Source organism: Nonomuraea sp. NPDC005650 (assembly GCF_040605375.1).
GTDB lineage: Bacteria > Actinomycetota > Actinomycetes > Streptosporangiales > Streptosporangiaceae > Nonomuraea.
Map to the genome: position 1 here is coordinate 1 of NZ_JBEXCR010000028.1, position 25377 is coordinate 25377.

A 25377-nucleotide genomic window follows, 5' to 3' on the forward strand; every position below is an offset into this window, starting at 1 on the left:
GGCTCGGCCGGGGGACGGCCCACCGGCTTCGACGCCGAACGCTACAAGGCAAGGAATGTCGTGGAACGGGCGATCAACCGGCTGAAGAACTTCCGGGCCGTGGCCACGCGTTATGACAAACGCGCCTACATCTTTCACGGCACCATCACCCTGGCAGCCCTGATCATCTGGCTCCGCACCTGATCTAAGAAACAGCTCTTAGTCCCGGCCAAATGTCCGATGGCACCGTGAACGTGGTTGTCGGCGTGGGCCAGGACGTCACCGGCGGCGCGTCCGGGGTGATCAAGCGGCACGACGACGGCCGCGAGATCCTGCGCTCGGTGGAACGCATCGAGCTGGACGGACGTGGCGGCGCCCGCGTGTTCACGGCAGAGGACGCGGAAATCCCGGTGGGCGGGCGGGACGGCGCGGAGTGGAGTCGCCTGGTCCAGGGCTTGATGGGCCCGATGCCGGTTGTAGAACTCCTCATACTCGCGCAAGGCATGCCGCAGGTGGCGCTCGTTGAAAAGCAGGCATCGATCCAGGAGTTCTCGACGGCACCCATCGCACACGTCGCCGAACACCGCACCCCTCCGCCGCTGCTGGGCAAGGTGGTGGACGTGAAGCTGACCGACATGACGTCCGGGCCGATGCGCGTGACGGTGACCCCGGGCAAGGTCCCGGAGGGCACCGTGTCCGTTCCGCGCGTCCAGCACGGGCACCCTGGCCCACGAACTCGTCGTGCTACCGCTCGCGAAGGGCCAGGGCATCGCGCCGGGCTCCGTGAGCTGGGTGACGCTCACGTTGCACCCTGGACGGTACGAGCTGCTGTGCACCTTCCGGGGCATTACGCCGCGGGCATGCACGCAGCGTTGGATGTCACCAAGTAACGCGGAACCCGCGTGAGGTCAGCGGATCTGGAAGTCAGGGTTGCGGGCTTTGAACGTGCACTCACCCACGAACTTGACCGTCTTGCCGGGCTTGATGCTCTTCCAGCCGGTGCTCTTCTGCTTGGAACCATTGCCGATCATATTTTTGCACCAGAACACCAGGCGAGCCTTACCGGTCCTGGTCCCGTTGTTCCAGCACTTTCCCCAGACGGTCGTGTTGCCAGTGCCGGGGGTATTGCATACCACCCTCGCTCCGCTTGCCGTGAGCGTGGAGGAGGCCGCCGCCTGCGCAACGCCGCCGCCGATCGACACCAGTACGGAAATCACGCCGACGCCGACGGCCAGCGAACGCTTTACCTTGGTCACTTTTGCTTCTCCCGTGATCGGATATTCGTGCGGCTGAATGGAAAGGCGTCGCATCGCGCCTTGGCCACCATGCTGGCACCCGGTCCTCCAACCGACCAAGGAATCTTTGTCCAGAGCCCGTCCAAAAGCGGCGTTCCACTGGTTGGACAAATGAAATCGCAGGTCAGGACGAGCCCACTTGGACGTCGAGGAACACCCCGCGTTTGAGCGGGAACAGCACTCGACCCTGCGCATCGGCCATCTTCCAGTAGACGCGGCAGTTCCCAGGTTTATCCGGCGCCTTCACCCGCACCACGATGTCCACGGTCTGGCCGGGCGCCGTCGAAGGTATGGTCACCTTTTCCGGCGACCGGCACGGGGACTTGTTGACACGTGCCAGAAACCGGCCCTCCCAGGCGACCGTTCCGGTGTTGTGAATTCTCCATACCTTCTTGAAGGAAGAGCCCGGCCGCACTTTCGAACCGTCCGGGTACGTGACGTCGGCCACGAATTCGGAGTCGTCCACGGGAGCCGGGCTCATCATCGGCCCTGAGGGCGGGGGATTGTTTCGGAGCGCCTTCGTGGCCAGTGCGAAGAACACCGCTCCAGCCACCGCCATCGTGGCCGCGGCCACCACGTAGAAGAGGAGACGGCTGCGCTGCGCAGGCCGAGGTGGGAGAGCCGGATCCGTCCCCGCGTCAAACGGCGGCGCCTCGTCCTGCGTCCCATCGATGGTGCCCATGCCGGCAAGGGAACTGTCCGCCCTGGCACGCTCCCAGAGGTCCCGCCATTCCTCCCGGGTCTTCTCCAGGTCGCCGCCCAGGCGGTCGACCGCCAGGACCCGGACGTACTCCCAGGTTGTCTCCCACGTTGGAAGCTTGCGTCCTTGTGCGGCGCCGGCCAGGGACGACTTCGAGGCCGCCGCACCGAGCCGGGAGGCCATCTCCGCGTAGGACGGGTCGCCGGCCGCCTGCTTCAGTTGCACCAGCTTGTCGGCGAACGCCCCTGTCGGCCCCCAGTCGGGATCGGGCCGAGTCGGCTGTCGTCCTCGTCGCTTCCTGGGACCCTGCGTCTCCACGTCCTGTTCACCTTCCTCGTGTGTCGGCTACCGGTGGCTGGCGGTGGCACCCTTCTCTTCCTCCCACTGGCTCCGTCCAATGTCCAAGCCCGGTCCTTGGACGGAGCCGGGACAAAGTTCGCTGGGATCGGCGCTGGCCCTGCGAAGGGACTCCCAACGGGGGATGATTCAGCCCGCCGACCATCGCGGCTGTCGGGGCGTCGTCCCTGCCGTCGACGTCCCCGGGCACGCCGGTCCGGCCGGCTGAATCCGCAGCTCGGCGAGGTGACCTGAGCACAGTAGAAAGGAACTGTTGATGTCCGTGATCACTCGTATGGCCGGCCTGCGAACCCGAGCGGCCGTCGTCGCCGCCTCCACCGCCGTTGTCGCCGGTCTGGGCGTCGGTGTCAGCGCCACTCCGGCGTCGGCGGACGTCCCGGAGTCGCCGGATGTTTCGCCTGGTCCTGGGGGGACGGCAACACGTCCGTGACGGTGTACTGGCACAACCGGTGCGGCAACAAGCGCAAGCTGTACATCAAGTACAGCCTGAGCTGGACCACCAAGAAATACACGGCGGTCGTCAAGGGGCACAAGAGGCTCCAGACCGCTTCGATCGTGTCCATCGAGGGCGGAGGCCGCGCCTAGCCCGAGGGCCGCGACAACGGAAATGAGCACATGACCCCTTACTGAATGGGGACCTGGAGGTCGCGGAACGGGCCGATCTTGACCTTGAGGGTGTCGGCGGTGTCGGGCAGGGCGAAGAGGGTCCAGAACTCGCGGGTCTGGCCCGGTGCGAACTTCTCGGTGCTGATGCGGACGCCGGAGACGTCCGTGCATGCGCAGTAGGAGTCCACGCCGTCGCCGGTGGGGACTTCCAGGCGGCCGGGCAGGTACTGGCGGCGCGCGGCGACGTCGGTCACGCGGACGTTGCTTGCGGCCTGGTATTTGTACGCCTCCCAGTCCTGGGCGTGGTGAAGGTCTCGGAACCAGGTCTCGGCCGGTCCCTCATTGGTGATCTTGTAGGTGAGCAGGCCGAGGCCGCCGGGCAGCCGGCGCAGGCCCGCGACCTCCATGGCGATGGGCCGGCCGTCCGCCGTGGTGGTGCCGGTCAGGCCGGTCGCACCGGGAGAGGTCGTGGCCACCGCTTCCTGGGCAGCGGGCTGAGGTTTGGGGAAGGTCACCGTGACGCGGCGGTTGCGGCGCTTGCCCTCATCGCTGTCGTTGTCGTACAGCGGGCGGCGCGAGCCGTACCCCTTGGCCTGGAAGCCGACCCCGTCCCTGGACAGCAGTGCCGACAGGGCGCGCTGCACCGCCTGGGCGCGGCGCAGCGACAACGGGTCGTTGATGGCGTCGTTGCCGGAGGAGTCGGCGTGGCCCGCCACCGTCACCACTGTGGCGGGAGAGGCGTCGATGAGCTTGGCCGTGCGGGCCATGATCGACTTGGCCTGGGCGGTGAGAGTGGCCTTGTCCACCGCGAACAGCACGTCGGAGGAGAGGTTGACCTGCAACTCCTTGCCGTCGTCGGCGGTCTCCTCTGATTTGTCCAGGGACTCGGAGGGGAGGATGAGGCGGCGGGTGACCGGGGTGACGGGCTCGGCATCGGGGTCGGGGAAGTCGCCGGTCGGAGGTTCGTCGCTGATGGGCACGTTGAGCATCGGCGGCGCCACGGGGGTGACGACGGTGGTCGTCGCGGGGTTGCCCGACGGTGCGGGCAGCACCGCGTAGACGTTGATCGACTGGCCGGGGTCGATGAAGCGGCTGAGGCCGTCGCGGTCCCGGTCGCTGCACAGGCAGGGGGAGCCGGCGGGCTGGTACGGCAGGAGCCAGGTGCGGGCCTGCGCGTCGAGCACGCCGATGCCGGAGGCCCACCTGATCGCGCCGAGGGGGCGGGTGCGGTCGCCCATCTCGCCGGGCCAGGACAGATGCTTGTCGGTGCCGGTGTTGGACAGCCGGATCTGGGCGATGAGGTGCTTGCCCTTGACGCGATTGAGGCCGACGACCTCGACCTTGAGGTTCTCGGTCATGGTACTGCGGGTTTCGGCAAGGGCCGGCCGGGCGTCATGATCCGATGCCGTGGCGGTGGCGGGTGGAGCGCTGGTGGCCGGGGCACTCGACGTCGGCGCGGTGGTGGCGGGCGGGGGCGCGGCTTCCTTCATCGGCAGCGCCCCGCACCCGGCCGTGGCCAGCGTGATTACGGTGCTCAGGGCCAGGATCCGATGAGGATTGGGGAAGAATATATCCTGTCCGAAATGTTGGCGCTCAGGCCGCGGGAGAGCGATGCACACACCCCGGCCTGAGGCGTCCTGCCCGTCAGTCGCGCGCATGCGACACCACCAGGAACAAGCCCGGAGCTGCACCAGCGAGGCCTACGGCAACTCCTGCAGCCCGAAGTTTTCTTTGCATGAGAGACCCCTTTTCGGATGGCCTTGGGTAATACGTGCATAGCGGGAATGGCGAGCTGCGGTCGTTACTTACTCAATGCGAATTCGCAGCAACCATGCGGGCTGTCCCAGTCGCACTTGCGGTAAATGACGGTACCCACGCGGCCTCGATCGAGGTCTGGACCTGAATCCGCTGCGTTGATTCCGCTTGAGCAGTCGCGGCCGTGAGCAGAGCTCCACCGCACATCAGGACTGCCGCCGACATCGGCGTCGTGGCTGACTGCGCCACTCTGCGCCGCACACTCTTCCTCTCCTGAACGCGCACAGCCGATCGCGTCACGCACCCCTCTTTCTCTCATGGGCACCAGGACCGGCGCGTCGCCCATCCATTGCCTGCCGGCGTTTCGGCACCCACACGCTGAGGACAAGATCGTCCAAACCAGCTCCGGCAAGGCCGGCCTCCCTCCAGGACCGTACTATACGGTATGGTACGGTATTAGCGCATCGTGAGCAATTCATTGCCCAAGGAGAGACGTGTCAGCATTGCCCGATCCGGTTTGGCCGGTTGTCGTCCTGGCGATCATCCAGGCCGGTGACGCCGTCATGTGCATCAAGCCCGTTCCGTTCATCGCCCAGTGCTTCGAAGACGTGAACTGGCCGCGACGTCACTGGTGGATCATGCCACCGCTGAAGTTCGCCGCCGCGGCCGGTCTGATCCTGGGCGTGTGGCTGCCGTATCTCGGTGCCGTGACCTGTGTCGCGCTCGTCCTTTACTTCATGGTCGCCATCGCGATGCACATCGCGGCCCGCGACTTTGGCCGTAACCTCTTCCTCAACGCCACCGTCATGCTGCTGATCTGCGTCGCAGTCGGCGTCTTCAGCTTCATGGCATGAAGCTCGGGCGCGGGCCGCTCCATACCCGGTGGTACGTTTGCCGGATGAGCACGGCACGAGACCGGTGGCTGAACGAAGGCTTGAAGGTCCTCGCAGAAGAAGGCGCAGCAGGGATTCGAATCGACCGGATCGCCGCTCGACTCAACCTGTCGAAAGGGTCGTTCCACTATCACTTCGATGGTGCCGAGGGATACAAGAAAGCGCTTCTCGCCTATTTCGAGCAGCTATCGATCGAAATGTTCGAGAATGCAATTTCCGAGGTCGGCGAATCGGCTGGTGCCCGGGTAATCCTCGCACGGTTGACGAAACTCGTCCGCCCTGGCGGCACAGGACTCTATCGTCCAGAAATCGATGTCGCATTGCGGGCGTGGGCGACATGGGATGCGGATGTGCGTGCCGTGCAGACCCGCCTTGACGAGGCCAGACTGTCCGCACTCCAGCGGGTGTGGCGATCAGCCGTCGCCAGCGACGAGGAGGCCCGGACGGCGGCCCTGTTGCCCTACCTGCTCGCGGTTGGAGCAACTGTCGTCTTTCCCCCCGTCGACGCTGACCAGCTTCGCGACCTCTATGAAATCCTCCTGCCACTCGTACCGGATGACTCCAGCCAGACACGGGATGGCACGACGTCACCACCGTGACCTGGCCATGCGCCGGCCCTTCACCTTTTCCCCAGTCGTGAAGGAGCATGGGCGCCGGTCAGGGCCGAAGCGTTCTCGGCTGGTGGGAGACACCACGGGCTTGACGATGTTCCGCCCTGATCCCACCGGGGCCGTAAACCCCGGTCGTCCCTGTCACTCCCGAGCGGGTGCCAGTGTGACCACGGCACCGTCGTCATCGGTCCTGCCCCTCTCCGGCGCCGATCACTTCACGTCTCGCGCGGTGGTCACCGCGGGCCGGCAGGATCAGCCCGACTCTGCGAGCAGATGTACGACACCGGCCGGGTTCTTGATCCAGTGGGTTCTGGAATCGAGGTTCTCCAGGGGCTCCACCTCGTCACACGGGCGGATGCCGATGCCGGCCAGCTTGCCCGTCGCCGCGTGCGCTTGCCGGGCGTCACCTCCAGCCCGACCGCTGCATGGACCACCCAGCGAGCCCGGAACCTGCTGATGGACCTGGGTGAACGCGCCGGCGCCTTCAGGTTTCTCATCCGGGACCGTGACGGCAAGTTCTCCCGCTCGTTTGATGAGGTGTTCGCCGCCACTGGTGTGCGGGTCATCAAGACGCCCGTCCGGTCGTCACGGGCGAACGCATTCACGGAGCGGTTCGCGGGAACGCTACGCCGTGAGTGCCTCGATCACCTGCTCATCTATGGTGAGCGGCACCTGCGTAAGGTCCTGGCCGAGTATGAACGCCATCTCAACCATCATCGTCCGCACCAGCTTCGCCCGCCGTTGCACGAACCTGGTGAGGTGATCGACATGGCCTCCCGGATCCACCGTCGAAGGACCGTCACTGGACTGATCAGCGAGTACCGCAGAGCAGCCTGATTGCCCTGCGAACGCCCAGTTCAGGCACCGATCCTGGTGATCACGGAGTTGCGACGCTCTATGAGAGCCGGGAGACCTGTACCTGCACTGCCATCGCTGTCACAGCGCACGATCTACGATCCGACCCATCCGCTTCTATCGCCGAACCGTCGCGGCAACGTCAACGGAGACCTTTTCGGCCCCGATCCGCCGCATGCGTTCGGTGCCCCATTGCCCCAAGGGGGCCAGGGCGGCGTTGAGCGAGATGCCGTGCTCCGTCAGGGAGTACTCCACCTTCGGCGGCACCTCGCGGTACACCTCCCGATGCACGAGCCCGTCTTCTTCCATCTCCCGCAGATGTTGAATCAGCATCTTTTCGCTGACGCCCGGCAGACCGCGCCGGAGCTCGGCGAACCGGCGGGTCCCGTAGTTGTGCAATTCCCAGAGGATCAGGGACTTCCACTTCCCGGCGACTACGTCCATCGTGGCATCGATGCCACAGAAATAGGGGCCACGTCGTGCTGAAGTTGCCATCCGCCCCTCCAGAGCGTTCTCGGACTGGGCGCGATGGGCAACGCTCTCGCAACCGCCTTGGTGGAGGCCGGACACGCGACAACGGTCTGGAACCGCTCAGCGGGAAAGGCGGACAACCTGGTTGCGCAGGGGGCGCAGGCGGTCGCCACGGCAGGCGACGCGGTCCGGGCCGGCCGGCTGGTGATTGCATGCCTGCTGGACCACGCGTCGGTCCACGAGGTGCTCGATCCGCTCGCCGACGAGTTGGCCGGACGAACGTTGATCAACGTGACCACGACGTCACCGGAGCAGTCGCGCGAGATCGCCGCCTGGGCTGCCGATGCTGGGGTCGCGTACCTGGACGGCGGCATCATGGCCGTCCCGGCAATGATCGGCCAGCCCGGGTCATCGATCCTCTACAGCGGATCGGCCGCCGTTTTCGACCAGTACAAGCCGCTGCTCGACCTGTGGGGAACCAGTACCTACTTCGGTAAGGATGCCGGGCTGGCGTCTCTGTACGACCTCGCCCTGCTCGCGGGCATGTACGTCATGTTCGCCGGATTCATGCACGGCGTCGCCATGGTCGCGCCGACCGGCATCACGGCGCGCGAGTTCGCCGCCATGGCCGCACCGTGGCAGACCGCCATGACCGGTGCGTTCCACGGGTTCGCTGCGGTCATCGACGGCGGGGACTACACCGTCGAAGGGCAGCAGAGCCTTGAGTTCTCCAACCTCAGTGACCTCCTTGCCGCCAGTTCCGATCAGGGCATCAGCACCGAAGTGGTCGCCATGGTCCAGCGGCTCATCCAGCGCCAGATCGATGCGGGCCACGGAGTGGAAGGCTTCGCCCGAATCATCGAGAGCATCAAGCAACCGGGCTGAATGCTCGCGCGATAGGCCCAAGGTCATGGTCGCCTGGTGGGGCGCTCGTCCCAGCGGTGGGTGGTCCAGGCGCGGCGGATGAGGCTACGGACGGTGATGATTGTATCGGCCAGGTCGAAGAACTCCTCGACGACGCGTGTACACCGTTCGTAGCAGCGCGCCGGCCGGGTGAAGGCGTTGTGCCATGCGTTCGTGCGCTCGATGTGCCGGCGCTGCGTGGCCTGAACGGGGGCTTTGACGCCCTTGCGGGCGATCTCACCGATCAGGTCGCGGGTCTTGCCGGAGTCATAGCCCGCGTCCAGGCGAACGGTGATGTTGTCGGCCAGCGGGCCGAGGTCGTCCAGCAGGTCCAGGGTGGGCAGGTCCCCATCCAGTAACGGCATCCGAGGGTTACAGCCCGGCCATCCCTCGCACATGGAGGTCCGGCGGCCGATCCCAAGGGACCGCCTGCCCAGGCATCAGAGATCTTTGACGATGCGATGAAGATATGCAGGGCGAAGCTGCCACGACGACCTACGGCGTTCAGGATGCCACTCCGGGCCCCGACGCATGCGCGATGTGCCACGCGCCGGTGACCATGACCGCGTGCGTGCCCGGTCTGGACCAAGTCGGTGGCCATGCCGATTCGGTCGGGCTCCACCTGGTTCATGTCCCACGCGAGCACGAGGAGTTCTACAACCAGCACCGAGCCCATCAATCCCTGGTTCAGGCCAGTTCCCTACGCGCGGTCCCGGATCCCATCACCGACCCAGCGGGTCTCGTCGACGTCAACGTCCGCCGACGAGACAGGCTTGGCGGAGTCCTCCGTGAATACACACATGCCGCTTGACCTGCATGGACGTCCTGGAAGATCAGTCGAGGTCCTGCGGGCTGAGCAGAGCGGCAACCGCCCGGCTCTTGCGGGGTACGGTGCCGCCGGCCGCGCGGAACTGGGCGACCGCGCGCCGTGCCCACGGTGCCGCTCCCAGCGCCTCGAACGTCTCGCCTGCGGCCCTCAGTATCGGCTGGGCCTCGGTCCTGCGGTGGTTGCGACGCAGCCATTCCCCATAGAGAAGTTCGGTCCGCGCCCGATCGAAGGGGGTGCTGGTCGAGTCCGCCGTCCGCGAGCACGCTCCGGAAGTGCGACTCGGCGTGCGCGTCGTCTGCCAGGATCGCGCGGTGGCGGTGCTTCCGGGCCAGGGCGACGGGCCCGCGGATGCCACCGCTCTGAGCTTCCATGGCCGCGACGACCCGCCGGGCCGGTTCCGGATGTCCGGCGCGTACGGCGGCCTCGACCAGGTCCGGGAGCATCGCGAAGGCGACGAAGTCATTGGATCGAGGCGAACCCCGGTCCATCAGGCGCATCAACTCCGTGAACGCCTCCCCTGAAGCGTCTTCACCCAGCACCAGCAGCCCCAGGGCACCGGTCGCGGTCGCGACCCACTCGCGCAGCGGGAGCGTAATCTCCAGCGTCTGCCGGACCAGCTCGCGGCATTCCGCGGCCTCGCCGCGCACGGCGGCGAACCGGGCCGGCTGGGCGAGGAAGTTGGCCGTCCATCCCCGCTGACCGGTCTCGTAGCTCAACCGCAAGCCCTCCAAGGCATGCGCGGTCCCCTCGGTCCCGCGCCCGAGCCGCCAGGGTGCTCAATACCCGGCCCCTGCGGAGCCGGCGGTATCCGCGACAGGCGCGTTGCCCTCGTAGCGGCCTTGCAGGTCGTCGAGGATGGCCGCGGTGGCCGTGGCTCCGAAGCGGGTGGCGCCGAGCCGGCGGAGTTCCAGGAGCGCGTCCAGGGTGCGGACGCCTCCGGCGGCCTTGACCTGCACGTGGGAGGAGACGGTGCGTCGCATCAGGGCGATGTCGGCGGCCGTTGCGCCGCCGGGGGCGAACCCGGTGCCGGTCTTGACGAAGGCCGCGCCGGCAGCCTCGGCTGCCTTGTACCCGCTGGTCTTCTCGTGGTCGGTCAGGTAGGCATTTTCGAAGATCACCTTCACGGGGCGTCCTTCGGCAGCCCGGACGACGACGGCGATCTCGTCCTGGACGAAGGCGATGTCGCCGCCGCGCAGGCGGCCGATGTTGATCACCATGTCGATCTCCTCCGCCCCCAGGGAGATCGCTTCGGTGGTCTCGAAGACCTTCGCCGCCGTGGTGCTGCCACCGTGCGGGAAGCCGACGACAGTGCCGACGGCGACCTGGCTGCCGCGCAGTGCGGCGGCCGCCACCGGCACGTCGGCCGGCCGTACGCACACCGACGCCGTGCGGTACTCCAGCGCGGTCGCCAAGCCGTCCTCGACCTCGGTGGGAGTCAGTTCGGGGCGCAGTAGCGAATGGTCGATCATCTTCGCCACCTCGCCGCGTGAGGGCAGGGGACCGTCCCAGCGCGGGACGTCGATCGAGGCCACGGACATGATGCCTTCCTTCAGATCGCCGACTAAGCTGTATATACAGCCTATACAGGTGCGGGCGGTGGTGTCGACTGGCGTCACACTGGAACCGACCGTTCGACCGAGGAGGAACACACCGCCATGGCCGCGTCGCAACCGCTGTACGAGCGCATCGAGAAGCAGCTGCGCCGACGCCTGGAAGCCGCCGCCGACGGCGACCCGTTCCCCTCCGAGTCGCGGCTGGCGCAGGAGTTCGGCGTCTCCCGGATGACAGCACGCGCCGCCCTGGTCCGGCTGGAACGCGACGGCCTACTGGAGCGGGTACCCGGGCGGGGCAGCTTCGTGCGCCAGGCCGCCGCGGCCCGGCCCGTCGGCACCCTGCTGAGCTTCCACGATCAGGCCCTCGCCGCCGGCCGGACGCCGCGCTCCCGGGTCCTGGAGGCCACCGTGCGCCCCGCCTCCCCCCAGGAAAAGGCCGCTCTCTACCCGGCCACCGCCACGCAGCCCGCGTCCGTGGTCGCCATCAGCCGCGTCCGGCTCTTCGACGACCTGCCCATGGCCATCGAACACGCGACGTTTCCCGCCGCGCTCGACGCACTGGTCACCGCCGACCTGGAGACCGGATCGCTGCACCAGGCTCTCCGCCGCCTCGGACCGCACCCGACCCTCGGCTCCTCCGTCCTCACAGCACGCACGGCCGACCAAGACGCACCCGAACTCGACGTCGACCCCAGCACGCCGATGCTTGTCGAGACGCGCTCCATCGTCGACCAGCACGGCAACCCCCTCGAATACACGGTCAGCTCCTACGTCGCACACCGCTACGCGCTCAAGGTCGACTTCTCCGTTGCCACAACCTGACGCCCCTCGACCCCGGCCGACGACGCCTGCCACCCAGCGTGACAACGTCTCCAATCGCCGGGCCGCGTCGGGCAATGCGCCGGATCGACGTAACGAAACAACTCAAGTGAGAGCGTCGGGAAACGACCTTGGGCAACCGCCCAAGAAGCCCAGGGCGATCAGATGGCGACCTCTTGACGCAGAATCAAACTGAACAGTACGGTTTGAAGCGTGAACGCGACCAAGGCGACCCGGGAGTCGGCGCGGAGCGAGGCCAAGCGGGCTCAGATCCGCCATGGGGCGACACGCGTCTTCCTGGCGGAGGGGTTCGCCGGCGCGACCACGGACGCCATTGCCAAGGCCGCGGGCGTGTCCAAGCAGACGTTGTACGTCTACTACCGCAGCAAAGAGCAGCTCATGGTCGACGTGCTCAGCTCACTTCTGGCAAGGCTGAATCGCGATCATGCGGTGCTGGACGGCGATCGGCCGGTGGACTCGCTGCCGGCGCTGCGGGCCACGCTGATCGAGCTGGCGTCGGAGGTGCTGGAGGCCATCTCCAGCAGCGACTATCTCGCGCTGTCACGGGTCATCATCGCCGACTCTCCGCGGGTGCCGCAGATCGGGCGGCTGTGGGCGCAGACGATCACCGGGGGCATCCGGCTCCTGGTGGCCGAGCTGCTGGAACGGGCGCGCGAGGCCGGGGTCGTCGTGGTTGAGGACGTGGAGGCGGCGACCCGGTTGCTCACAGGCGGCCTGCTCACCTACATCCTGCCGGACGGGATCGTGGCCGTGGACGGGCCGGTGGCCGCCCCGGATCGCGAGCGCGTCGAGCGGATCGTGGACCTGTTTCTGCGCGCGGTCACCTGAAGGCGAAGGATCGCCGGGCTCGTCCTTTCGCTTGCCTCTAAATCAAACTGAACAGTTTGGTTTGATAGCTGCCGGCCAGATCCGGCAGAAGGGAAGGAATCACATGCCGTTCACCTGGGGCGGGCTCACCGAGGGACCCGTCGCCTTTGCGGAGGAGCAGCCGCCGCCTGACGCGGTGACGCACACCAGCTCCGTCGAGGTGCTCACGATGGACAAGCAGGACATCGGTCCGCAGGTCGCGGGAGGTCCGGCGGTGTTCGCCACGCTCATGACGGAGAAGTTCACCGGTGGTATCGAGGGCACCGGGCACGCCGACCACGTGCGGGTGGTCCAGCCGGACGGGTCACAGATCGTCGCCGGAGTCGAGCGGGTCGTCGGCACGATCGACGGCCGGTCGGGGAGTTTCGTGCTGACCAGCTACGGCTACGGGGACCGGCCCGGGGTGGGGCGGGGTTTCTGGACCGTGGTCCCGGGCTCCGGCACCGACGAGTTGGCCGGGCTGCGCGGGCGCGGCACGTTCACCGTCGCGCTGGGACCGGACGGCACCTGGCGGGCCGAAGACCGCTTCACCCACTGGTTCGACAGGTGAGGCCGCAGATGTCCGCGATGCCGGGCAACGCACCTGGCGGCCAGGCCGTCGCTCGTCCCGGCCACGTCCAGGCCGGCGGCGCGCGCATCTACTACGAGGTCCGCGGTGCCGGCCCCGCGCTGGTCTTCGTACCGGGAGGCGGGGTGGACGCCACCCACTTCGCCGCGTTCGCACCCCTGCTGGCCGATCACCACACCACGGTCACCTACGGCCGCCGCAGGTACTTCCGCGGCGGCGGCCACGGGCCGAGCACAATCCCCCGGCAGGCCGACGACCTGGCCGCGTCCGGAGTGGCCGCCGGGGCGTACGGCGGCGCCGTGCTCGCCCCCGTCGACGAGCGGGACGTGGCCGCCGTCGCCGCCCACCTCCTGACGCACGGCCTGACCGGCTGCACCTTCGAGGTCACCGGCCCGCAGGCGCTGACCCAGATCGAGCGGGTCGGCATCATCGGCGAGGTGACCGGCCGACCGGCCCGCTTCCACGAGACTCCAGCGAGCCAGGCCGCCGGCGAACTGCGGCGATGGGTCCCCGAGCCGGCGGTGGAGCAACTGCTGGACATCCTGAGGTCCGCACAGGAACGACCGCACCGGGTGCTGGACACCGTGCAGACACTCACCGGCGAACGCCCGCACACCTACGCCCAGTGGGTCGAACACCACCGCGCCCACTTCCTGGCCCCGGCATGACGGAGCCGACCCGCCGGGCGGGCCCGCGCCCGCCCGGCACCCTTCCGACCGGCTCTTCGTGGAGGTGGACCGTTGGACGACGTGCTCATCGTGGGAGCGGGACCGAGCGGCCTGATGGCCGCCTGCGAGCTCGCCCTGGCCGGCATCTCCTGCCGGATTCTGGAACAACGGGCCGAGGAGCCCAACATCACCCGGGCCTTCGCCGTACATGCCAGGGCCCTGGAGTTGCTCGACGCCCGCGGACTGGCCGACGACCTGGTGACGCGCGGCCACGCGATCGGTCGGGTGTCACCCGCCTACGCCTCGCACGTGGACTTCACCCGGCTCGACAGCCGCTACCCCATGATGCTCATCGTGCCGCAGAGCGGCACCGAGCACCTGCTGGAGTCGCGCGCCACCGAGCTGGGCGCGCAGATCGTGCGCGGCGCCCGCGTGACGGGCCTCGCCCAGGACGGCGAAGCCGTCACCGTGCGGCTACAGGACGGCTCCCACCTGCGCGCAGGGTACGTGATCGGCGCCGACGGCGCCCACAGCACCGTACGCGACCTCATCGGCGCCGGATTCGAAGGCGACACCTACACCCTGCCCATGGTGCTGGCCGACGTGCGCATCCCCGAGACGGCCGAGGGCAGCCCGCCCATCAACACCACAGGACCGGACGGGGCAGTGATCGCCGTACCGTTCGGAGACGGCTGGTTCCGGGTCGGAGCCTGGCTGCTGGACGGCCCCGGCCAGGACGAGCCACCCCGGTTCGCGGAGATCCAGGACGCCTTCCGCCGCATCGCGGGCACCGACTACCAAATGAGCGAGCCCCGCTGGATCTCCCGCTTCGTCACCGAACGCCGCCAGGCGCGAAGCTACCGCTCCGGACGAGTGTTCCTGATCGGCGACGCCGCACACGTCAACTCCCCCATGGCCGGCCAAGGCATGAACACCGGCCTCCAAGACGCCATCAACCTCGGCTGGAAACTGGCCGCCGCCGTACACGGCTGGGCACCGCCCTGGCTGCTGGACACCTACCACGCCGAACGCCACCCTGTCGGCGCAGCCATCCTCGCGATCACCGACCGGCTCACCCGGATGGTGCTCACCGGCTCCCGGCTGCAGCTGGAACTCGGGCGGCGCGCCATGGCCGCGGCCCTGCGCACCGGCCCAGGCCGCCGCCGCATCCTCGGGCTGCTGTCCGGCCTGGAGATCTCCTACCCGCCGCCCACACCCGGGGCCCACCCGCTCACCGGACGGCGGGCGCCCGACGGACCCACCACGGGCGGCCGGCTGTACGAGGTCCTGCGCGACGGCCGGTTCGTCCTGATCAGCTCCGGCGCCGCGGGGCAGGCCGCGCAGCCGTGGGCGGATCGCGCCGCGCTGATCGCCGACGCTCCCGGGAGACCTGGCGACAGCCCTGCTTGCCCTTGGGGCCGAAGCCGTACCCGCCGCCGCGGGTGGCAGGGCTGTCGCCGTTCGGCGTAGGTCAGCCGTCGCGTTCGGGTGATGGCAGGAAGCCGCCTGGTACCTCGACCGGGGCGAGGATTCTGGTCTCGCCGGGGTAGGGGGTGTCCCAGTTGTGTGCCTGGTACCAGGTGAAGTGGTCCATGAGTGCGGGGCTGGCGTAGTCGGGGATCGCGTTCGACCCGGTGAAGTGCTGGTCCTTCTGCCAGGCGGTCCACTTGTCGATGGCGTCCTGCTTGTCGGAGGACACGGCATCGGAGGACACAGCAGTCGCCGCGGTGGGCGTCCCGCTGTCGTTGCCGCAGGCCGGTGGGGTCGTCAGGCCGTCGGTGAGCGGCACCTGGTTGGGCACGACGTTGAACGGGGTGTAGTCGGGCTTCTTGGTGAAGGCCCCGCTCATCGGGGTGGCGGCGCTGTCCTTCTGGTTCATCGGCTGGATCCCGAGGATCTGCTCGATGGTGCGGATCACGGTGATCTGCGTGTAGTAGGTGCTGTCCACCTTGCCGTGCTGCGCCCAGGGGCTGATGATCTGCACGGGTCCGCGAGCGCCGTCGACGTGGTCGACGCCGTTCTGCGTGTCGTCCTCGATCACGAAGATCGCGGACTCCTTCCAGTACGGGCTGTGCGAGATGGTGTCGACGATCCTGCCGGTGGCCAGGTCGCTGTCGGCGACCGAGGCCACCGAGTTCGGCGGTCCGCCGGTGTGGTCGCTGGACAGCCACATCATGTTGAGGTTGGCGGGGCCCTTGGCCTGGAAGTCGCGCTTCCAGATCTCGTACCGGTAGACGTCGGGGATGTTCAGGTCGTACTTCGGATACTCGTGCACCGTGACCGCGTTGAGCGACGGGATCGGCGACTGGGTGTCGGTCTTCATGGTGGTGTCCTGGCCGGTGGCCGCCATGTTCTTGGCGTCGCAGTAGAAACCCTGCCACGTCGCGCCCGGAGGCACGGTCTCGAACATGGTGAACTCGCCGAAGTTGCGCACCGTCCTGCCTGCGGCCTGGGCGCCGGTCCACAGGAAGCCGGACCGCTGGTGGCCGAGCGCGTCGTCCTCGGTGTCGTAGCTGCGCTGGTACAGCCCGGCGCTGGACTCGGTGTACTCGGGGTTGTCCGCCTGCATGAGCCAGTTGTGGCCTTCGGCGGAGTTGGTGCCGATGGAGTAGGTGTTGTCGTAGAGGCCGAACTGGCGGACCATGGCGTGCTGGTTCGGCGTGACCTTCTCGCCGAACTGCGCCAGCGACGGGTCGCCGTTGCCGCGCGGATCGTCGCCGAACAGCTGGTCGTAGGTCCGGTTCTCCTTGACGATCAGCCAGACGTACTTGATCGTCGAGGGGTCGCCCAGGCGCTTGGGGATGGGGACGGGATGCTGCTTGTTCGCGTCGGCCTGCCTGACATCGTGCTTGCCCCAGCCGTTCTGGGCGAAAACCGTGGCCGTGGACCTGGCGATCGCCCGGTCGTCGGGCAGCCTGAAGCGGAGCAGCGTGCCGGTGGAGTCGTGGGTGTTGTGACCGGTCGCCGGGGTGGTGCCCGGTCCCTTGTCGATGGTGCGGGTCGGGCCGCGCTCGCCGATTCCGCGCATGTTGGTGACGATCACCTCGTCGCCGACGGTGGTCACCTCCGCCGGGTAGTAATCCATCGGGAGCAGGCCGACGTACCTGACGGGTTCCTGCGGGCGGGTGTAGCGGTAGACGGCGAGCGCGTTGGCCCGGCCGAGAGTGACGAGCAGGTGACCGTCCCCGGTCAGGGTCACCCCGCTGGGGGCGTAGCCGACCTGCGACTGCGGCCACGGCTGGGTGGCGATCGTCTGGACGACCCGGTCGCGGGCGGTGTCGATGACCGAGACCGTGTCGTCGAAGGTGTTGGTGACGAACAGGGCGCCGCGGGCGGCGTGCAGCGCGGTCGGGTGCAGTCCCACGTCGATGGAGGTGACCGCAGCGGCGGGGTCGGCGATGTTGATCACGCTGACGGTGCCGGTGGTGGTCGCGCCGGTGACGAGGTTGGCAGGCACCTGGGTGCCGTAGGAGTTCATCGTCGCCTCGCCGGGCTTGGCCGGGCGGCCGCCCTCGTTGCTGACGTACAGCTTGCCGCCGACCATGGCCAGGCCACGTGGCGCCGTGCCCACAGTCCAGCTCCGCTGGATCGCGCCGGTGGCCGCGTCCATGGCCACGACGCGGTTCTGGCCGTTGACGGTGACGTACACGGTCGTGCCGTCGGTGGAGAAGACCGCCTGTGCGGGCAGCGCCTTCATGGCACCCTGTGCGGCGATGGTGATGAACGTCGGAGCGCCCAGGGTTCCATCGGCGTTGACAGGGAAGCGGTTGAAGCCGTTGATCTGCGGCAACCACAGGGTCTTACCGTCCGGAGAGTACGCGGGACCTTCCTGGCCGACGTCGTTGCCGGAGATGCGCACCCCGGCGGTCGCGGCGGTGCCCGCCTGCTGCAGCACCTTGTACGTCCGCAGGTCGACGATGGTCAGCGCGATCGAGCGGTCGTTGGTGAGGGCGGCGAGGAAGCGGCCGTCCGGGCTGATGGTCGAGGCCAGCAGCTTGCCGTTGTCCACGAGCAGGCGGCGGCCGATCGACTTCATGATCTGGTCACTGGCGAGCTGCAGGCCGTCCTTGTACGTGGTGCCGACCAGGTTGGAGTCGAACCCCTCGGTGGAGGCGTAGGCGATGCCGCCGCCGGTGACGGCGATGGCCACGGAGCCCGCGACTGCGACGCGGGCCCGGCGGCTGGAACGCCATGCCAAGAGCCGGCGGTGGCTCTTGGTGATGCGCCGACGTGTGACGTGCATTGTTCATCAGCCCTTCACGGTGCGTGTGAGCAGATCGATGTTCACGTCGAACTGCCACAGGGGGTTGGGAGCGTCCCCGATGGGAGTGCGAACCTGGAAATAGCCGTTGACCTCTTTGGGGCCGTCACCGTCTGCGATGAAGCGGCCGTCCGAGGTGATGTCGAGCTGGTAGGTGGCGTTGCCGAGGGCTGTGGCGCCTGGCAAGTGCCAGGACACGACGCACCGCCAGTCGTTGCCCGGGCCTTCGTCCGCGACCCGCGAGCCGCCCTTGTCGCAGGAGGCAGCTGCCTGGAGCTGCGCCTCGGTGACGTCGGGGCGGCCGAGCTCGCGGGTTTGCAGCCGGTAGAGGTGGGCGAAGGCCGTGGCGAGCGAGTCCTGCACCTTGGCCTGCTCGATACCCGAGCCGGTGGCCGGGGTCGCCACGACGATCACGCCGTAGGCGAGGACGGTCAGTGCGGTCAGCGGCAGGACCCCGGACAGGATGTTCCTGGCCGACCCGTCGTAGTTCAGGTCGGTGAAGTCCCGGCGCAGGAACAGCCGGTACGCCAGGGCGGTGGCGGCAACCGCCCAGGCCAGGCTCACCGCCAGGCCGATGAGGAGGGGGCCGGTCTGCACAGGGGCGGTGAAGAGTCCGCGCCAGGCCAGGAAGCCCTCGCTCGGCAGCGCCAGTCGTACCGCCGCGGGCAGTGGGAGCAACTGCGCGAGCTGGAGCACCAGGGCAAGCAGCGCGGGCATCAGCAGGCCCATGGGAGAGCGGCCGAGGACGATCGAGCCGAGGAGACCGACCGCGGCGAACGCGAGCGTGGGCGCCAGCGCGCAGGCCCAGGCGAGCAGGACCGTGCTTGCCGCGTCCCCGGGGGCGATGATGCGGCCGTCCAGGCCGACGAGCTGCCCGTTGCCGACGGCGGCCAGACCGCCCGCGATGCCGGAGGCGGTCAGCCCGATCACCAGGAGCAGGATGACGGTGAGGCTGGCCAGGCTCTTGGCCACGAAGATGCGGCGCGGGGACCGTACGGCCACCAGCAGGTGGCGCCAGGTGCCGAGCCGGTCCTCCACGGCGAAGACGTCGCCGGCGACCAGCGAGGTCAGCAGCGGGAGCGCCCACGTGCAGGCGAAGTCCAGGACGACCAGTGATCCCGCCCAGCCGGTGGCGTTCATCCAGCGGCCGAAGACTGTATCGGTGGGGAGCGAGCTCTGCAGGCTCACCACGGCCACGAACGCCGCGGGGCCGAGCCAGCAGACCAGGAGCAGCAGCCGGATCCGCCATTGGGAGAGCAACTTGACCAGCTCGAACCGGTAACCCTTCCGTAAGGGAGCGGGGCTGGCGGTCCGGGGTTCTGCGGCGGTCGCTGTCATGAAGGGTCCGTTTCCGTGAGCCTCAGGAAGGCGGCCTCGAGTGGTGGCACCACCGGTCCCAGCTCCCTGAGCGCGACCCCTGCTGTCACCAGGCGGGCGATCAATTCGTCCAGGGAGGGCGTCGATCCGTGCACGACCACGTCGGTGTTCTTGCCCGGCACGAGGCGGAGCCCGGGCGTCTGCGCCGCGTGCTCCCTGGCGGCATCGGGGTCGGTGGTGACCAGCCGGTAGTCCAGGTCGCCGCTCTCCGCGGCCAACTTGCTCACCGGACCGGAGAACACGGCCCGCCCGGTGGCGAGGATGGTCACCTCCGAACACAGCGCGGCCAGGTCGTCCATCCGATGGCTGGACAGGACCACCGCGGTTCCGTCGGCGGCCAGCGCGCTGATGACCCGGTGAACGTGTCGCTTGCCGGCGGGATCGAGGCCGTTGGCCGGTTCGTCCAGGACGAGCAGCCGCGGCCGGGTGAGCAGCGCGGCGGCCAGCCCCAGCCGCTGACGCATGCCCAGCGAGAAGCCACGGACCCGGTCGTCGGCGACGTCGGTGAGCCCGACCTGCTCCAGCGCCTCACTCGCGTCGACGGCGCTCTCCCGCAGCGAGGCCAGCGCCGTCAGGTTCTGGCGGGCCGTGAGCGAGGGATACAGCCCAGGCCCGTCGACGAAACCCGCAACGCCATCGGGTACGGCCAGCGTCCGCCCCACCGGCGCACCGAGGATCTCCAGTCTGCCGCCGTCGGCGACCGTCAGGCCGAGCAGCAGGCCCAGGAGCGTGGTCTTCCCCGCGCCGTTGGGCCCGACGAGCCCGTGGACCTGCCCACCCGGCACGAAGAGGTCGATATGGTCAAGGGCCAGCACTTCGCCGAAGGTCTTGATGATCCCGCGTGCCCGGACTGCGGGGGGAATCGCCGCCATGTCGGTCCCCTTTGCTTGATCCCCAACCCGGGCAATCTAAAGATCGGGATTTACACGGAGCTGACGTCCAGCCAAACTCTGCGTAAACCACTGGATCAGCCCTTGTTTCAGGACTTTGGCGGCTAGGGACTGACTAGGCGGGTCCCATGCGTTCTGGAGGGCCGGCTGCACGTCCGCTCCGAGGACACCGTGCGCGTTGTGGGCCGGGAGGGAGGGCAACGCGGCCCAGTGGGTCGCGGTCTCCCCACCGTGGAGGCCGGCGGGATGCGCGCCTCCCGCACCGGCGAGTCAGCGCTGCTCGGCGCCCGCTGGGCGACTTCGACACCGAGCAGGCCGACCACCGGCGGCGCCGGCGGAGGCTTGATCAGCCCCAGCTGATCCGTTCCTCCAGCAGCGCCTGCTGGGCCGGGTTGGCGGTGAGCTCCAGCCTGAAACGACATCACCGGCCGGACATTTCCAAGGCCCAGCGGTTGAGGCAGGGCGGCGCGCCCGCTTCTGGGCGCCGAGTCCTGACGAGCCGGGACGGGTGTCCCGCCCGGCGCCGTCAGAGGGCGTAGTTGCGCAGGACGGCGAGTGCCTGAGGGCCGTACGGGCCGCTCGCCTTCAGCGTCGTGTCCGCAGGCGACAGGCGGCGGGCGCCGACGCGGCAGAAATCGGCGGCGGGGCCGGTGATCGTGGACGGCGCGGAAGGGTCGCCGTAGCGCCAGAGCTCGCCGTCGGGTGAGGTGAGCTCGCAGTAGACGGGGCCGCCCTCGATGCCCTCCACGTCGAAGGCGTAGGGCAGGGTACGGTGACCGAGCCAGGCAATGTGGCGCAGGCGGGCACCGTCGGGATAGGGGATGCCGAGCGGGTCGGTGACGTCGTGGGCGTGGGCCCAGTGCTCGGCCAGGCGAGTGGTGGCGAGAGTCGCCGGGGAGAGCGGGGTGGCGACCCAGGACAGCCGAGCGCCTTTGGGGTGGGCCCGCAGGGCCTCCGGGGTCGCGAAGGCGGCCGTACGCCAGCGCCTCAGGAGCGCAGCGGGGGCGATGCCGCGCTGAGCGACCACGGACGCGTCCGCCACGGCGTCGACCTCGCCGGTGGGCCGGCCGGTGAACGCGGCGCCCTCGCCCGCGATCGAGGCGGCGGCGAGCTCTTCGGACTGGGTCAGGTGGAGCACGACGTCGGAGACGGTCCAGCCCTCGGCGGCCGAGGGATGGGACCACTGGGCGGGAGTGAGGGCGGACAGAACGGCGTCAAGTTGTTCGTACTCGGCCCTGAGGTCGGCGAAGATGTCCGTCATGATGACCAGACTAGAACAATGTTCGGCCGACGGTCGCTGATTTGTGGCACCGGTGCGACCGGGCGACTTGGGCCGAGCCCTCAACAACGCGCCACACCGGGCCATCGGCCTCCCCCGAGCCCGCGCGCCCTACGGAGCGCTGGTCGCCGGTCGCACGTCTTCGCTGTGGTGCCCCCCGATGGCGCGGGCGGCGTTGATCAGGCCGATGTGGCTGAGGGCCTGAGGGTAGTTGCCAATCGCCTCTCCTGTGGTGGGGTCCACCTCTTCGCTGAGCAGGCCGACGTCATTGGCGCAGGAGGCGGCGGTCTCGAACGCCCGCCTGGCCTCGGCGTCCTGACCGGTGAGGGCGAGCGCGTGAGCGAGCCAGAAGGTGCACGGCAGGAATGGGCCCTCCTGGCCCGCCAGCCCGTCGGCGGAACGGTAGCGGTAAACGAGCCCTCTCGCGTCGGTCAGCCGGGTGGCGACAGCCTGCACGGTGGAGCGGATTCTCGGGTCGTCCGGCGGCAGGAATCCGACGAGGGGCATCATCAGGGTGGCGGCGTCGATGTGGAGGCCGCCGAACGTCTGGGTGAAAGCACCCTCCTGCTCGTTCCATCCGTGGGTCAGGATCGCGGCGTGGATCTCGTCTCGGACGCGCGTCCAGTCGGCGACCCGGGAGACGGCCCCCAGCACCGGGGCCAGGGTGATCGCCCTGTTCAGCCCCACCCAGCACATCAGCTTGGAGTGCGTGAAGTGCCGGCTGGGGCCACGGACCTCCCACAGGCTCTGATCCGGCTCCTGCCAGCGGCGCGCGGCCGTCTCGGCCACTCCGATCAGCAGCGAGCGGGTGAGGGGGTCGAACGGGCCGATGTCCCGGTAGGTCTGGTGGGCGGCGTCGAGCAGTTCGCCGTACACGTCGAGCTGACGTTGACGCCAGGCGTCGTTGCCGACCCGCACGGGGGCGCTGTCCCGCCACCCGCGCAGATGCGGCAGCCGCCGTTCGCTCAGGTCGCGCTCGCCGCCGATGCCGTACATGATCTGCAGGTCCGGGTCCGCGTCGACCTGGGTCGCGCAGGCGCGGGACAGGAAGGTGAAGAAGGCGGTTTCCTCCTCCTCGCAGGTGGCCGTGTTCAGGGCGTGCAGGGTGAAGCTGGCATCGCGGACCCATGTGTAGCGGTAGTCCCAGTTGCGCTCCCCGCCGATGCTTTCCGGCAGGGAGGTGGTGGCCGCGGCCACCATGGCTCCCGTCGGGGCGTAGGTCATGGCGCGCAGAACCCGGCCGCTGTGGTTGACCTGCCGGCGCCAGGGTCCGTCGTAGTCGCCGTGCCCGCGTGACCAGGAGCGCCATCCCGCGACGGTGTCGCGGATCCGGCGCGCGACGGCCCAGGAGGTACGGCACGGCGGGTCGGGCGCCCAGGCCCGGCCGGCCTGCAGGGCCAGGCCGACGTTCTGTCCCGCGCGCAGGGTGAGAGCGGCCTCCGCGACCGAGCCGCCGGTCCGGAACTCCACCGGACTGGACAGGGTGAGCACGTCGGAGCCGCCACGGGCGATCAGGCCGCCGCGGACCGGTTGCATCAGCGGGCGGACCAGCCCGAACTCGGGCCGGGGCGCATACACGATCTCCACAGGCACCCGCCCTTCGGTGCAGGCGAGCCGGCGAAGGAGCAGGCCGGGGGATGACGTGCCCAGCGCGTGCGCACGTTCGCCACGGCCCAGCGCGAGAGCGTCCAGGAGCACCAAGGTGCCGTCGCGCGTCCGGAAGGTGGTCTCCAGCACAAGGGTGTCCTCGACGTACCGACGGGTCACCTCGGCCGGACATGCCGGCCGGATCGCCCAGAAGCCGGCCTCTTCGTCCAGCAGCCGGGCGAAGAGCGCCGGGCTGTCGAAACGTGGCAGGCACAGCCAGTCAACAGAGCCGTCGGACGTGACCAGCGCGGCGGAGCGGCAGTCCGACAGCATCGCGTAGTCGCCGATCGGCCGGGCGCTCAACGGCCGGCCCGCCCCGCGGCCAGGCGTCGCAGCAGGTAGAGCAGCGCTGAGGCGGCGAAGAGCACCAGGGTGACCAGAATCCATCGGTGGAGATAAGGGATGGTGCTCAAGCCGACCGCCGCCCGGTAGTTGGGCTCGGCGCCGCGCAGGATGAGCGGGGACCACACCAGCAGCAGCAGACCCGAGAACGCGGTCGGCACACGCAGGTAGTTGATCGGAGCCGGCCGCCGCCCCGTCGGCCGAGGCCGACGCCGAGCAGCCGTACGACCACGGCGACGGGTACGGGCGGTGGCGGACCGGGCGGCGAGGTCGGCGGCGGAGTAAAGAGGGAACAGCACCAGATCGTGGAGGATGACGGCCCCGACGAACCACACCAGAAAGCCGGGCCAGATCCCCACGTCGATCACCCGGGTGGCGGCGTAACCGGCGACCAGAAAACAGAGGGCGAGTACGAGCAGGTGCCACGAAGGGGCACCGTAGGTCCTTGCCCACCGGCCGCGGCCGTTCAAGATCGCCCTTGGGTGAAGTCGAGCTCGCGCACCCACTTCGTGTTGTGCACTCCGGGAGCGTTGGGGACGATGACCCGCGCCGGGTATCCGTGGTCGAGGGACAGGTCGGCGCCGTTGACCCGCAGCGCCAGCAGCGAGCGCGGGTCGGCGACCTGCGCGGCGCTGAGCGAGGCCTGACCGAAATAGCCCCCGCGTTGCAGAGACCTGGCGGTGACGCCTGTCGAGCCGGTCCGGATGCCGGCGAGGCGGGCGAGGTCGGCCAGCCGTACGCCGGTCCAGGTCTGGACGGTCGACCAGCCTTCCACGCAGGCGATCGGCAAGGCGTAGGTGTACAGCGGCATCGCCAGCAGGTCCGCGCGGGAGAGCTCCGTCCGGTGCGGTCCGACGAGTGCCAGCCGCCAGGACTCGCCGGTCCGGTCTGGTGTGACGCCGAGGCTCGCCGCTGTCTTGTTGACCTGGAAGTCGTTGGGGCCCGTCCCGTAGAGGCGTCCATGGGGAGCGAGCAGCGCGGTTCGGCGCAACGGCCCGTCGATGCACTGGCCGACGGACAGGCCGAACATGACCAGCGAGCCGCCGCCGGCGAAGGCCAGCAGGCCGCGCCTGGACATCGTGGGGGGCGCCGGGTCGACGGCGACCAGGCCATCGGGGTCCGGCGGCTCCGGGCGGGTGTCCGCCACGGAGAGGCACAGGTAGTCGCGCAGGCCGTACGTTCGCAGGGTGTGGATGACGCGGGGCAGCTTGATGACGACGTGTACGACGAAGGCGGCCATGAAGATCCATGCGCCGTAGAAGTGGGCCGGGTAGAACGAGAACGGGAAGACGTAGAAGAGCTGGATGTTGAGGATCCCGGTCACGAACTGGAATACCGCGCCGCCGACCAGGAGCAGCAGGCTGGCCCGCTCGACGGCCTCCGCCACGGAACGGGCGGGCGGCCAGGAGAACAGCTTGGGGATGACCGACCACAGCTTGGCCAGCAGGATCGGCACCAGTGTCAGCCCGCCGACGACGTGCGCGCCCTGGGTGACCCGGTACAACCAGACCGGGTCCGTGGGCCAGCCGAACAGATAGAAGCCCAGCAGGCCCCTGCCGGGGGTGGTGTCGTTGCCCGGCAGGCGAGGCTCGTAGGCGGCGTACGACACCAGCCCGGTGATCGCGACGAGGGTGATCCCGGCCAGCAGGATCAGTCCGAGCACCGAGGTCAGCCAGGGGCCGCGGAGCGGGCTGCGCCAGAACTCCGGCCGGAACGGCCCGGGCGGCCCGTTCCACCCTCTGAGGCGCGCGGCCAGGCGGCCCTTCTTGTCGGGCTTGACCTCACGATCGCGCCCCCGCGACGCATCCGGCACCGATCCCCCCGAAATCCA

General features: G+C 69.0%; 26 protein-coding genes and 1 pseudogene. 14 read left to right on the forward strand and 13 right to left on the reverse strand.

Annotated elements, in window-relative coordinates; genetic code table 11:
* A partial coding sequence (locus ABZS69_RS40170; RefSeq protein ID WP_355381525.1) for a transposase occupies positions 1–183 on the forward strand: 183 nt, incomplete at its 5' end.
* A 29-nt stretch (positions 184–212) separates the two neighbouring features.
* Positions 213–869: a hypothetical protein gene (locus tag ABZS69_RS40175; protein WP_355381527.1), complete on the forward strand. Its 657-nt coding sequence runs from the start codon at positions 213–215 to the stop codon at positions 867–869.
* 18 nt (positions 870–887) lie between these two features.
* On the opposite strand, the gene ABZS69_RS40180 is transcribed toward ABZS69_RS40175, so the two are convergent.
* Complete coding sequence (locus ABZS69_RS40180; protein ID WP_355381529.1) at positions 888–1289, reverse strand: hypothetical protein; 402 nt, start codon at positions 1287–1289, stop codon at positions 888–890.
* Positions 1290–1398: 109 nt separating this feature from the next.
* Positions 1399–2157, reverse strand: a complete 759-nt coding sequence (locus tag ABZS69_RS40185; protein WP_355381531.1) for an NBR1-Ig-like domain-containing protein — start codon at positions 2155–2157, stop codon at positions 1399–1401.
* A 600-nt stretch (positions 2158–2757) separates the two neighbouring features.
* On the opposite strand from ABZS69_RS40185, the gene ABZS69_RS40190 reads away from it, so the two are divergent.
* On the forward strand, positions 2758–2916 hold the full coding sequence (locus ABZS69_RS40190; protein WP_355381533.1) for a hypothetical protein: 159 nt from the start codon (positions 2758–2760) through the stop codon (positions 2914–2916).
* A 38-nt stretch (positions 2917–2954) separates the two neighbouring features.
* Here ABZS69_RS40190 and ABZS69_RS40195 read toward each other — a convergent pair whose 3' ends face one another.
* The gene (locus tag ABZS69_RS40195; RefSeq protein ID WP_355381535.1) at positions 2955–4295 is read right to left on the reverse strand and encodes an OmpA family protein; all 1341 of its coding nucleotides are present in this window, start codon (positions 4293–4295) and stop codon (positions 2955–2957) included.
* Positions 4296–4344: 49 nt separating this feature from the next.
* Here ABZS69_RS40195 and ABZS69_RS40200 point away from each other — a divergent pair, with 49 nt between their 5' ends.
* The 4 genes from ABZS69_RS40200 (at position 4345) to ABZS69_RS40215 (ending at position 7033) form a co-directional block, all read left to right on the forward strand.
* The gene (locus ABZS69_RS40200) at positions 4345–4491 is read left to right on the forward strand and encodes a hypothetical protein (protein WP_355381537.1); all 147 of its coding nucleotides are present in this window, start codon (positions 4345–4347) and stop codon (positions 4489–4491) included.
* A 695-nt stretch (positions 4492–5186) separates the two neighbouring features.
* Positions 5187–5546 (forward strand): DoxX family protein, encoded by a 360-nt coding sequence (locus ABZS69_RS40205; RefSeq protein WP_355381539.1) that lies wholly within the window; start codon positions 5187–5189, stop codon positions 5544–5546.
* A 44-nt stretch (positions 5547–5590) separates the two neighbouring features.
* Positions 5591–6184, forward strand: coding sequence for a TetR/AcrR family transcriptional regulator (locus tag ABZS69_RS40210; RefSeq protein ID WP_355381541.1), 594 nt, complete (start codon positions 5591–5593; stop codon positions 6182–6184).
* A gap of 285 nt (positions 6185–6469) precedes the next feature.
* Complete coding sequence (locus tag ABZS69_RS40215) at positions 6470–7033, forward strand: integrase core domain-containing protein (protein WP_355381543.1); 564 nt, start codon at positions 6470–6472, stop codon at positions 7031–7033.
* A gap of 135 nt (positions 7034–7168) precedes the next feature.
* On the opposite strand, the gene ABZS69_RS40220 is transcribed toward ABZS69_RS40215, so the two are convergent.
* Positions 7169–7495 carry a winged helix-turn-helix transcriptional regulator gene (locus tag ABZS69_RS40220; RefSeq protein ID WP_355381544.1) on the reverse strand — a complete coding sequence of 109 codons (327 nt, stop codon included), beginning with the start codon at positions 7493–7495 and terminating at the stop codon, positions 7169–7171.
* Positions 7496–7570: 75 nt separating this feature from the next.
* On the opposite strand from ABZS69_RS40220, the gene ABZS69_RS40225 reads away from it, so the two are divergent.
* The gene (locus ABZS69_RS40225; RefSeq protein ID WP_355381808.1) at positions 7571–8407 is read left to right on the forward strand and encodes an NAD(P)-binding domain-containing protein; all 837 of its coding nucleotides are present in this window, start codon (positions 7571–7573) and stop codon (positions 8405–8407) included.
* Between the two features lie 23 nt (positions 8408–8430).
* Here ABZS69_RS40225 and ABZS69_RS40230 read toward each other — a convergent pair.
* Positions 8431–8766: pseudogene (locus tag ABZS69_RS40230) on the reverse strand (IS5/IS1182 family transposase); the annotation flags it as partial.
* Between the two features lie 721 nt (positions 8767–9487).
* Here ABZS69_RS40230 and ABZS69_RS40235 point away from each other — a divergent pair.
* Entirely contained in the window at positions 9488–9775 is a 288-nt protein-coding gene (locus ABZS69_RS40235) for a hypothetical protein (RefSeq protein WP_355381546.1), read from the forward strand.
* Positions 9776–10030: 255 nt separating this feature from the next.
* Here the strand turns inward: ABZS69_RS40235 and deoC are convergent, their stop codons facing one another.
* On the reverse strand, positions 10031–10870 hold the full coding sequence (deoC, locus tag ABZS69_RS40240; protein WP_355381548.1) for a deoxyribose-phosphate aldolase: 840 nt from the start codon (positions 10868–10870) through the stop codon (positions 10031–10033).
* 39 nt (positions 10871–10909) lie between these two features.
* On the opposite strand from deoC, the gene ABZS69_RS40245 reads away from it, so the two are divergent.
* The 5 genes from ABZS69_RS40245 (at position 10910) to ABZS69_RS40265 (ending at position 15220) form a co-directional block, all read left to right on the forward strand.
* The gene (locus ABZS69_RS40245; RefSeq protein WP_355381549.1) at positions 10910–11629 is read left to right on the forward strand and encodes a GntR family transcriptional regulator; all 720 of its coding nucleotides are present in this window, start codon (positions 10910–10912) and stop codon (positions 11627–11629) included.
* A 210-nt stretch (positions 11630–11839) separates the two neighbouring features.
* A complete protein-coding gene (locus ABZS69_RS40250) occupies positions 11840–12475 on the forward strand; it encodes a TetR/AcrR family transcriptional regulator (RefSeq protein WP_355381551.1) in 636 nt (211 codons plus the stop codon).
* A 103-nt stretch (positions 12476–12578) separates the two neighbouring features.
* Positions 12579–13064 (forward strand): DUF3224 domain-containing protein, encoded by a 486-nt coding sequence (locus tag ABZS69_RS40255; protein WP_355381553.1) that lies wholly within the window; start codon positions 12579–12581, stop codon positions 13062–13064.
* Positions 13065–13072: 8 nt separating this feature from the next.
* Positions 13073–13750 (forward strand): hypothetical protein, encoded by a 678-nt coding sequence (locus ABZS69_RS40260; RefSeq protein WP_355381555.1) that lies wholly within the window; start codon positions 13073–13075, stop codon positions 13748–13750.
* An 81-nt stretch (positions 13751–13831) separates the two neighbouring features.
* Positions 13832–15220, forward strand: coding sequence for an FAD-dependent oxidoreductase (locus ABZS69_RS40265; protein WP_355381810.1), 1389 nt, complete (start codon positions 13832–13834; stop codon positions 15218–15220).
* A 1-nt stretch (position 15221) separates the two neighbouring features.
* On the opposite strand, the gene ABZS69_RS40270 is transcribed toward ABZS69_RS40265, so the two are convergent.
* The 7 genes from ABZS69_RS40270 to ABZS69_RS40300 all read right to left on the reverse strand — a co-directional run bounded on the left by ABZS69_RS40270 (position 15222) and on the right by ABZS69_RS40300 (position 25359).
* On the reverse strand, positions 15222–17948 hold the full coding sequence (locus ABZS69_RS40270) for a bifunctional YncE family protein/alkaline phosphatase family protein (RefSeq protein ID WP_355381557.1): 2727 nt from the start codon (positions 17946–17948) through the stop codon (positions 15222–15224).
* A gap of 51 nt (positions 17949–17999) precedes the next feature.
* Positions 18000–19349 (reverse strand): ABC transporter permease, encoded by a 1350-nt coding sequence (locus ABZS69_RS40275; RefSeq protein WP_355381559.1) that lies wholly within the window; start codon positions 19347–19349, stop codon positions 18000–18002.
* Positions 19346–20260, reverse strand: a complete 915-nt coding sequence (locus ABZS69_RS40280; protein WP_355381561.1) for an ABC transporter ATP-binding protein — start codon at positions 20258–20260, stop codon at positions 19346–19348. Before ABZS69_RS40280 ends, ABZS69_RS40275 begins: the two co-directional genes overlap by 4 nt.
* 544 nt (positions 20261–20804) lie before the next feature.
* The gene (locus ABZS69_RS40285; protein ID WP_355381563.1) at positions 20805–21539 is read right to left on the reverse strand and encodes a maleylpyruvate isomerase family mycothiol-dependent enzyme; all 735 of its coding nucleotides are present in this window, start codon (positions 21537–21539) and stop codon (positions 20805–20807) included.
* Between the two features lie 129 nt (positions 21540–21668).
* Entirely contained in the window at positions 21669–23507 is a 1839-nt protein-coding gene (locus tag ABZS69_RS40290) for a glycoside hydrolase family 15 protein (protein WP_355381565.1), read from the reverse strand.
* Positions 23504–24016 (reverse strand): hypothetical protein, encoded by a 513-nt coding sequence (locus ABZS69_RS40295; protein WP_355381567.1) that lies wholly within the window; start codon positions 24014–24016, stop codon positions 23504–23506. Before ABZS69_RS40295 ends, ABZS69_RS40290 begins: the two co-directional genes overlap by 4 nt.
* A complete protein-coding gene (locus ABZS69_RS40300) occupies positions 24013–25359 on the reverse strand; it encodes a molybdopterin-dependent oxidoreductase (RefSeq protein ID WP_355381569.1) in 1347 nt (448 codons plus the stop codon). The genes ABZS69_RS40295 and ABZS69_RS40300 overlap by 4 nt, the downstream gene beginning before the upstream one ends.
* Between the last annotated feature and the right edge of the window lie 18 nt (positions 25360–25377).

Excerpts from the sequence above, each read along its gene's own strand:
- ABZS69_RS40175 (WP_355381527.1), top strand. The coding sequence starts at position 213 with ATGTCCGATGGCACCGTGAACGTGGTTGTCGGCGTGGGCCAGGACGTC.
- ABZS69_RS40180 (WP_355381529.1), bottom strand. The coding sequence starts at position 1,289 with ATGCGACGCCTTTCCATTCAGCCGCACGAATATCCGATCACGGGAGAA.
- ABZS69_RS40185 (WP_355381531.1), bottom strand. The coding sequence starts at position 2,157 with ATGGCCTCCCGGCTCGGTGCGGCGGCCTCGAAGTCGTCCCTGGCCGGC.
- ABZS69_RS40195 (WP_355381535.1), bottom strand. The coding sequence starts at position 4,295 with ATGACCGAGAACCTCAAGGTCGAGGTCGTCGGCCTCAATCGCGTCAAG.
- ABZS69_RS40210 (WP_355381541.1), top strand. The coding sequence starts at position 5,591 with ATGAGCACGGCACGAGACCGGTGGCTGAACGAAGGCTTGAAGGTCCTC.
- ABZS69_RS40215 (WP_355381543.1), top strand. The coding sequence starts at position 6,470 with ATGTACGACACCGGCCGGGTTCTTGATCCAGTGGGTTCTGGAATCGAG.
- ABZS69_RS40220 (WP_355381544.1), bottom strand. The coding sequence starts at position 7,495 with ATGGACGTAGTCGCCGGGAAGTGGAAGTCCCTGATCCTCTGGGAATTG.
- ABZS69_RS40245 (WP_355381549.1), top strand. The coding sequence starts at position 10,910 with ATGGCCGCGTCGCAACCGCTGTACGAGCGCATCGAGAAGCAGCTGCGC.
- ABZS69_RS40255 (WP_355381553.1), top strand. The coding sequence starts at position 12,579 with ATGCCGTTCACCTGGGGCGGGCTCACCGAGGGACCCGTCGCCTTTGCG.
- ABZS69_RS40260 (WP_355381555.1), top strand. The coding sequence starts at position 13,073 with ATGTCCGCGATGCCGGGCAACGCACCTGGCGGCCAGGCCGTCGCTCGT.
- ABZS69_RS40275 (WP_355381559.1), bottom strand. The coding sequence starts at position 19,349 with ATGACAGCGACCGCCGCAGAACCCCGGACCGCCAGCCCCGCTCCCTTA.
- ABZS69_RS40280 (WP_355381561.1), bottom strand. The coding sequence starts at position 20,260 with ATGGCGGCGATTCCCCCCGCAGTCCGGGCACGCGGGATCATCAAGACC.
- ABZS69_RS40285 (WP_355381563.1), bottom strand. The coding sequence starts at position 21,539 with ATGACGGACATCTTCGCCGACCTCAGGGCCGAGTACGAACAACTTGAC.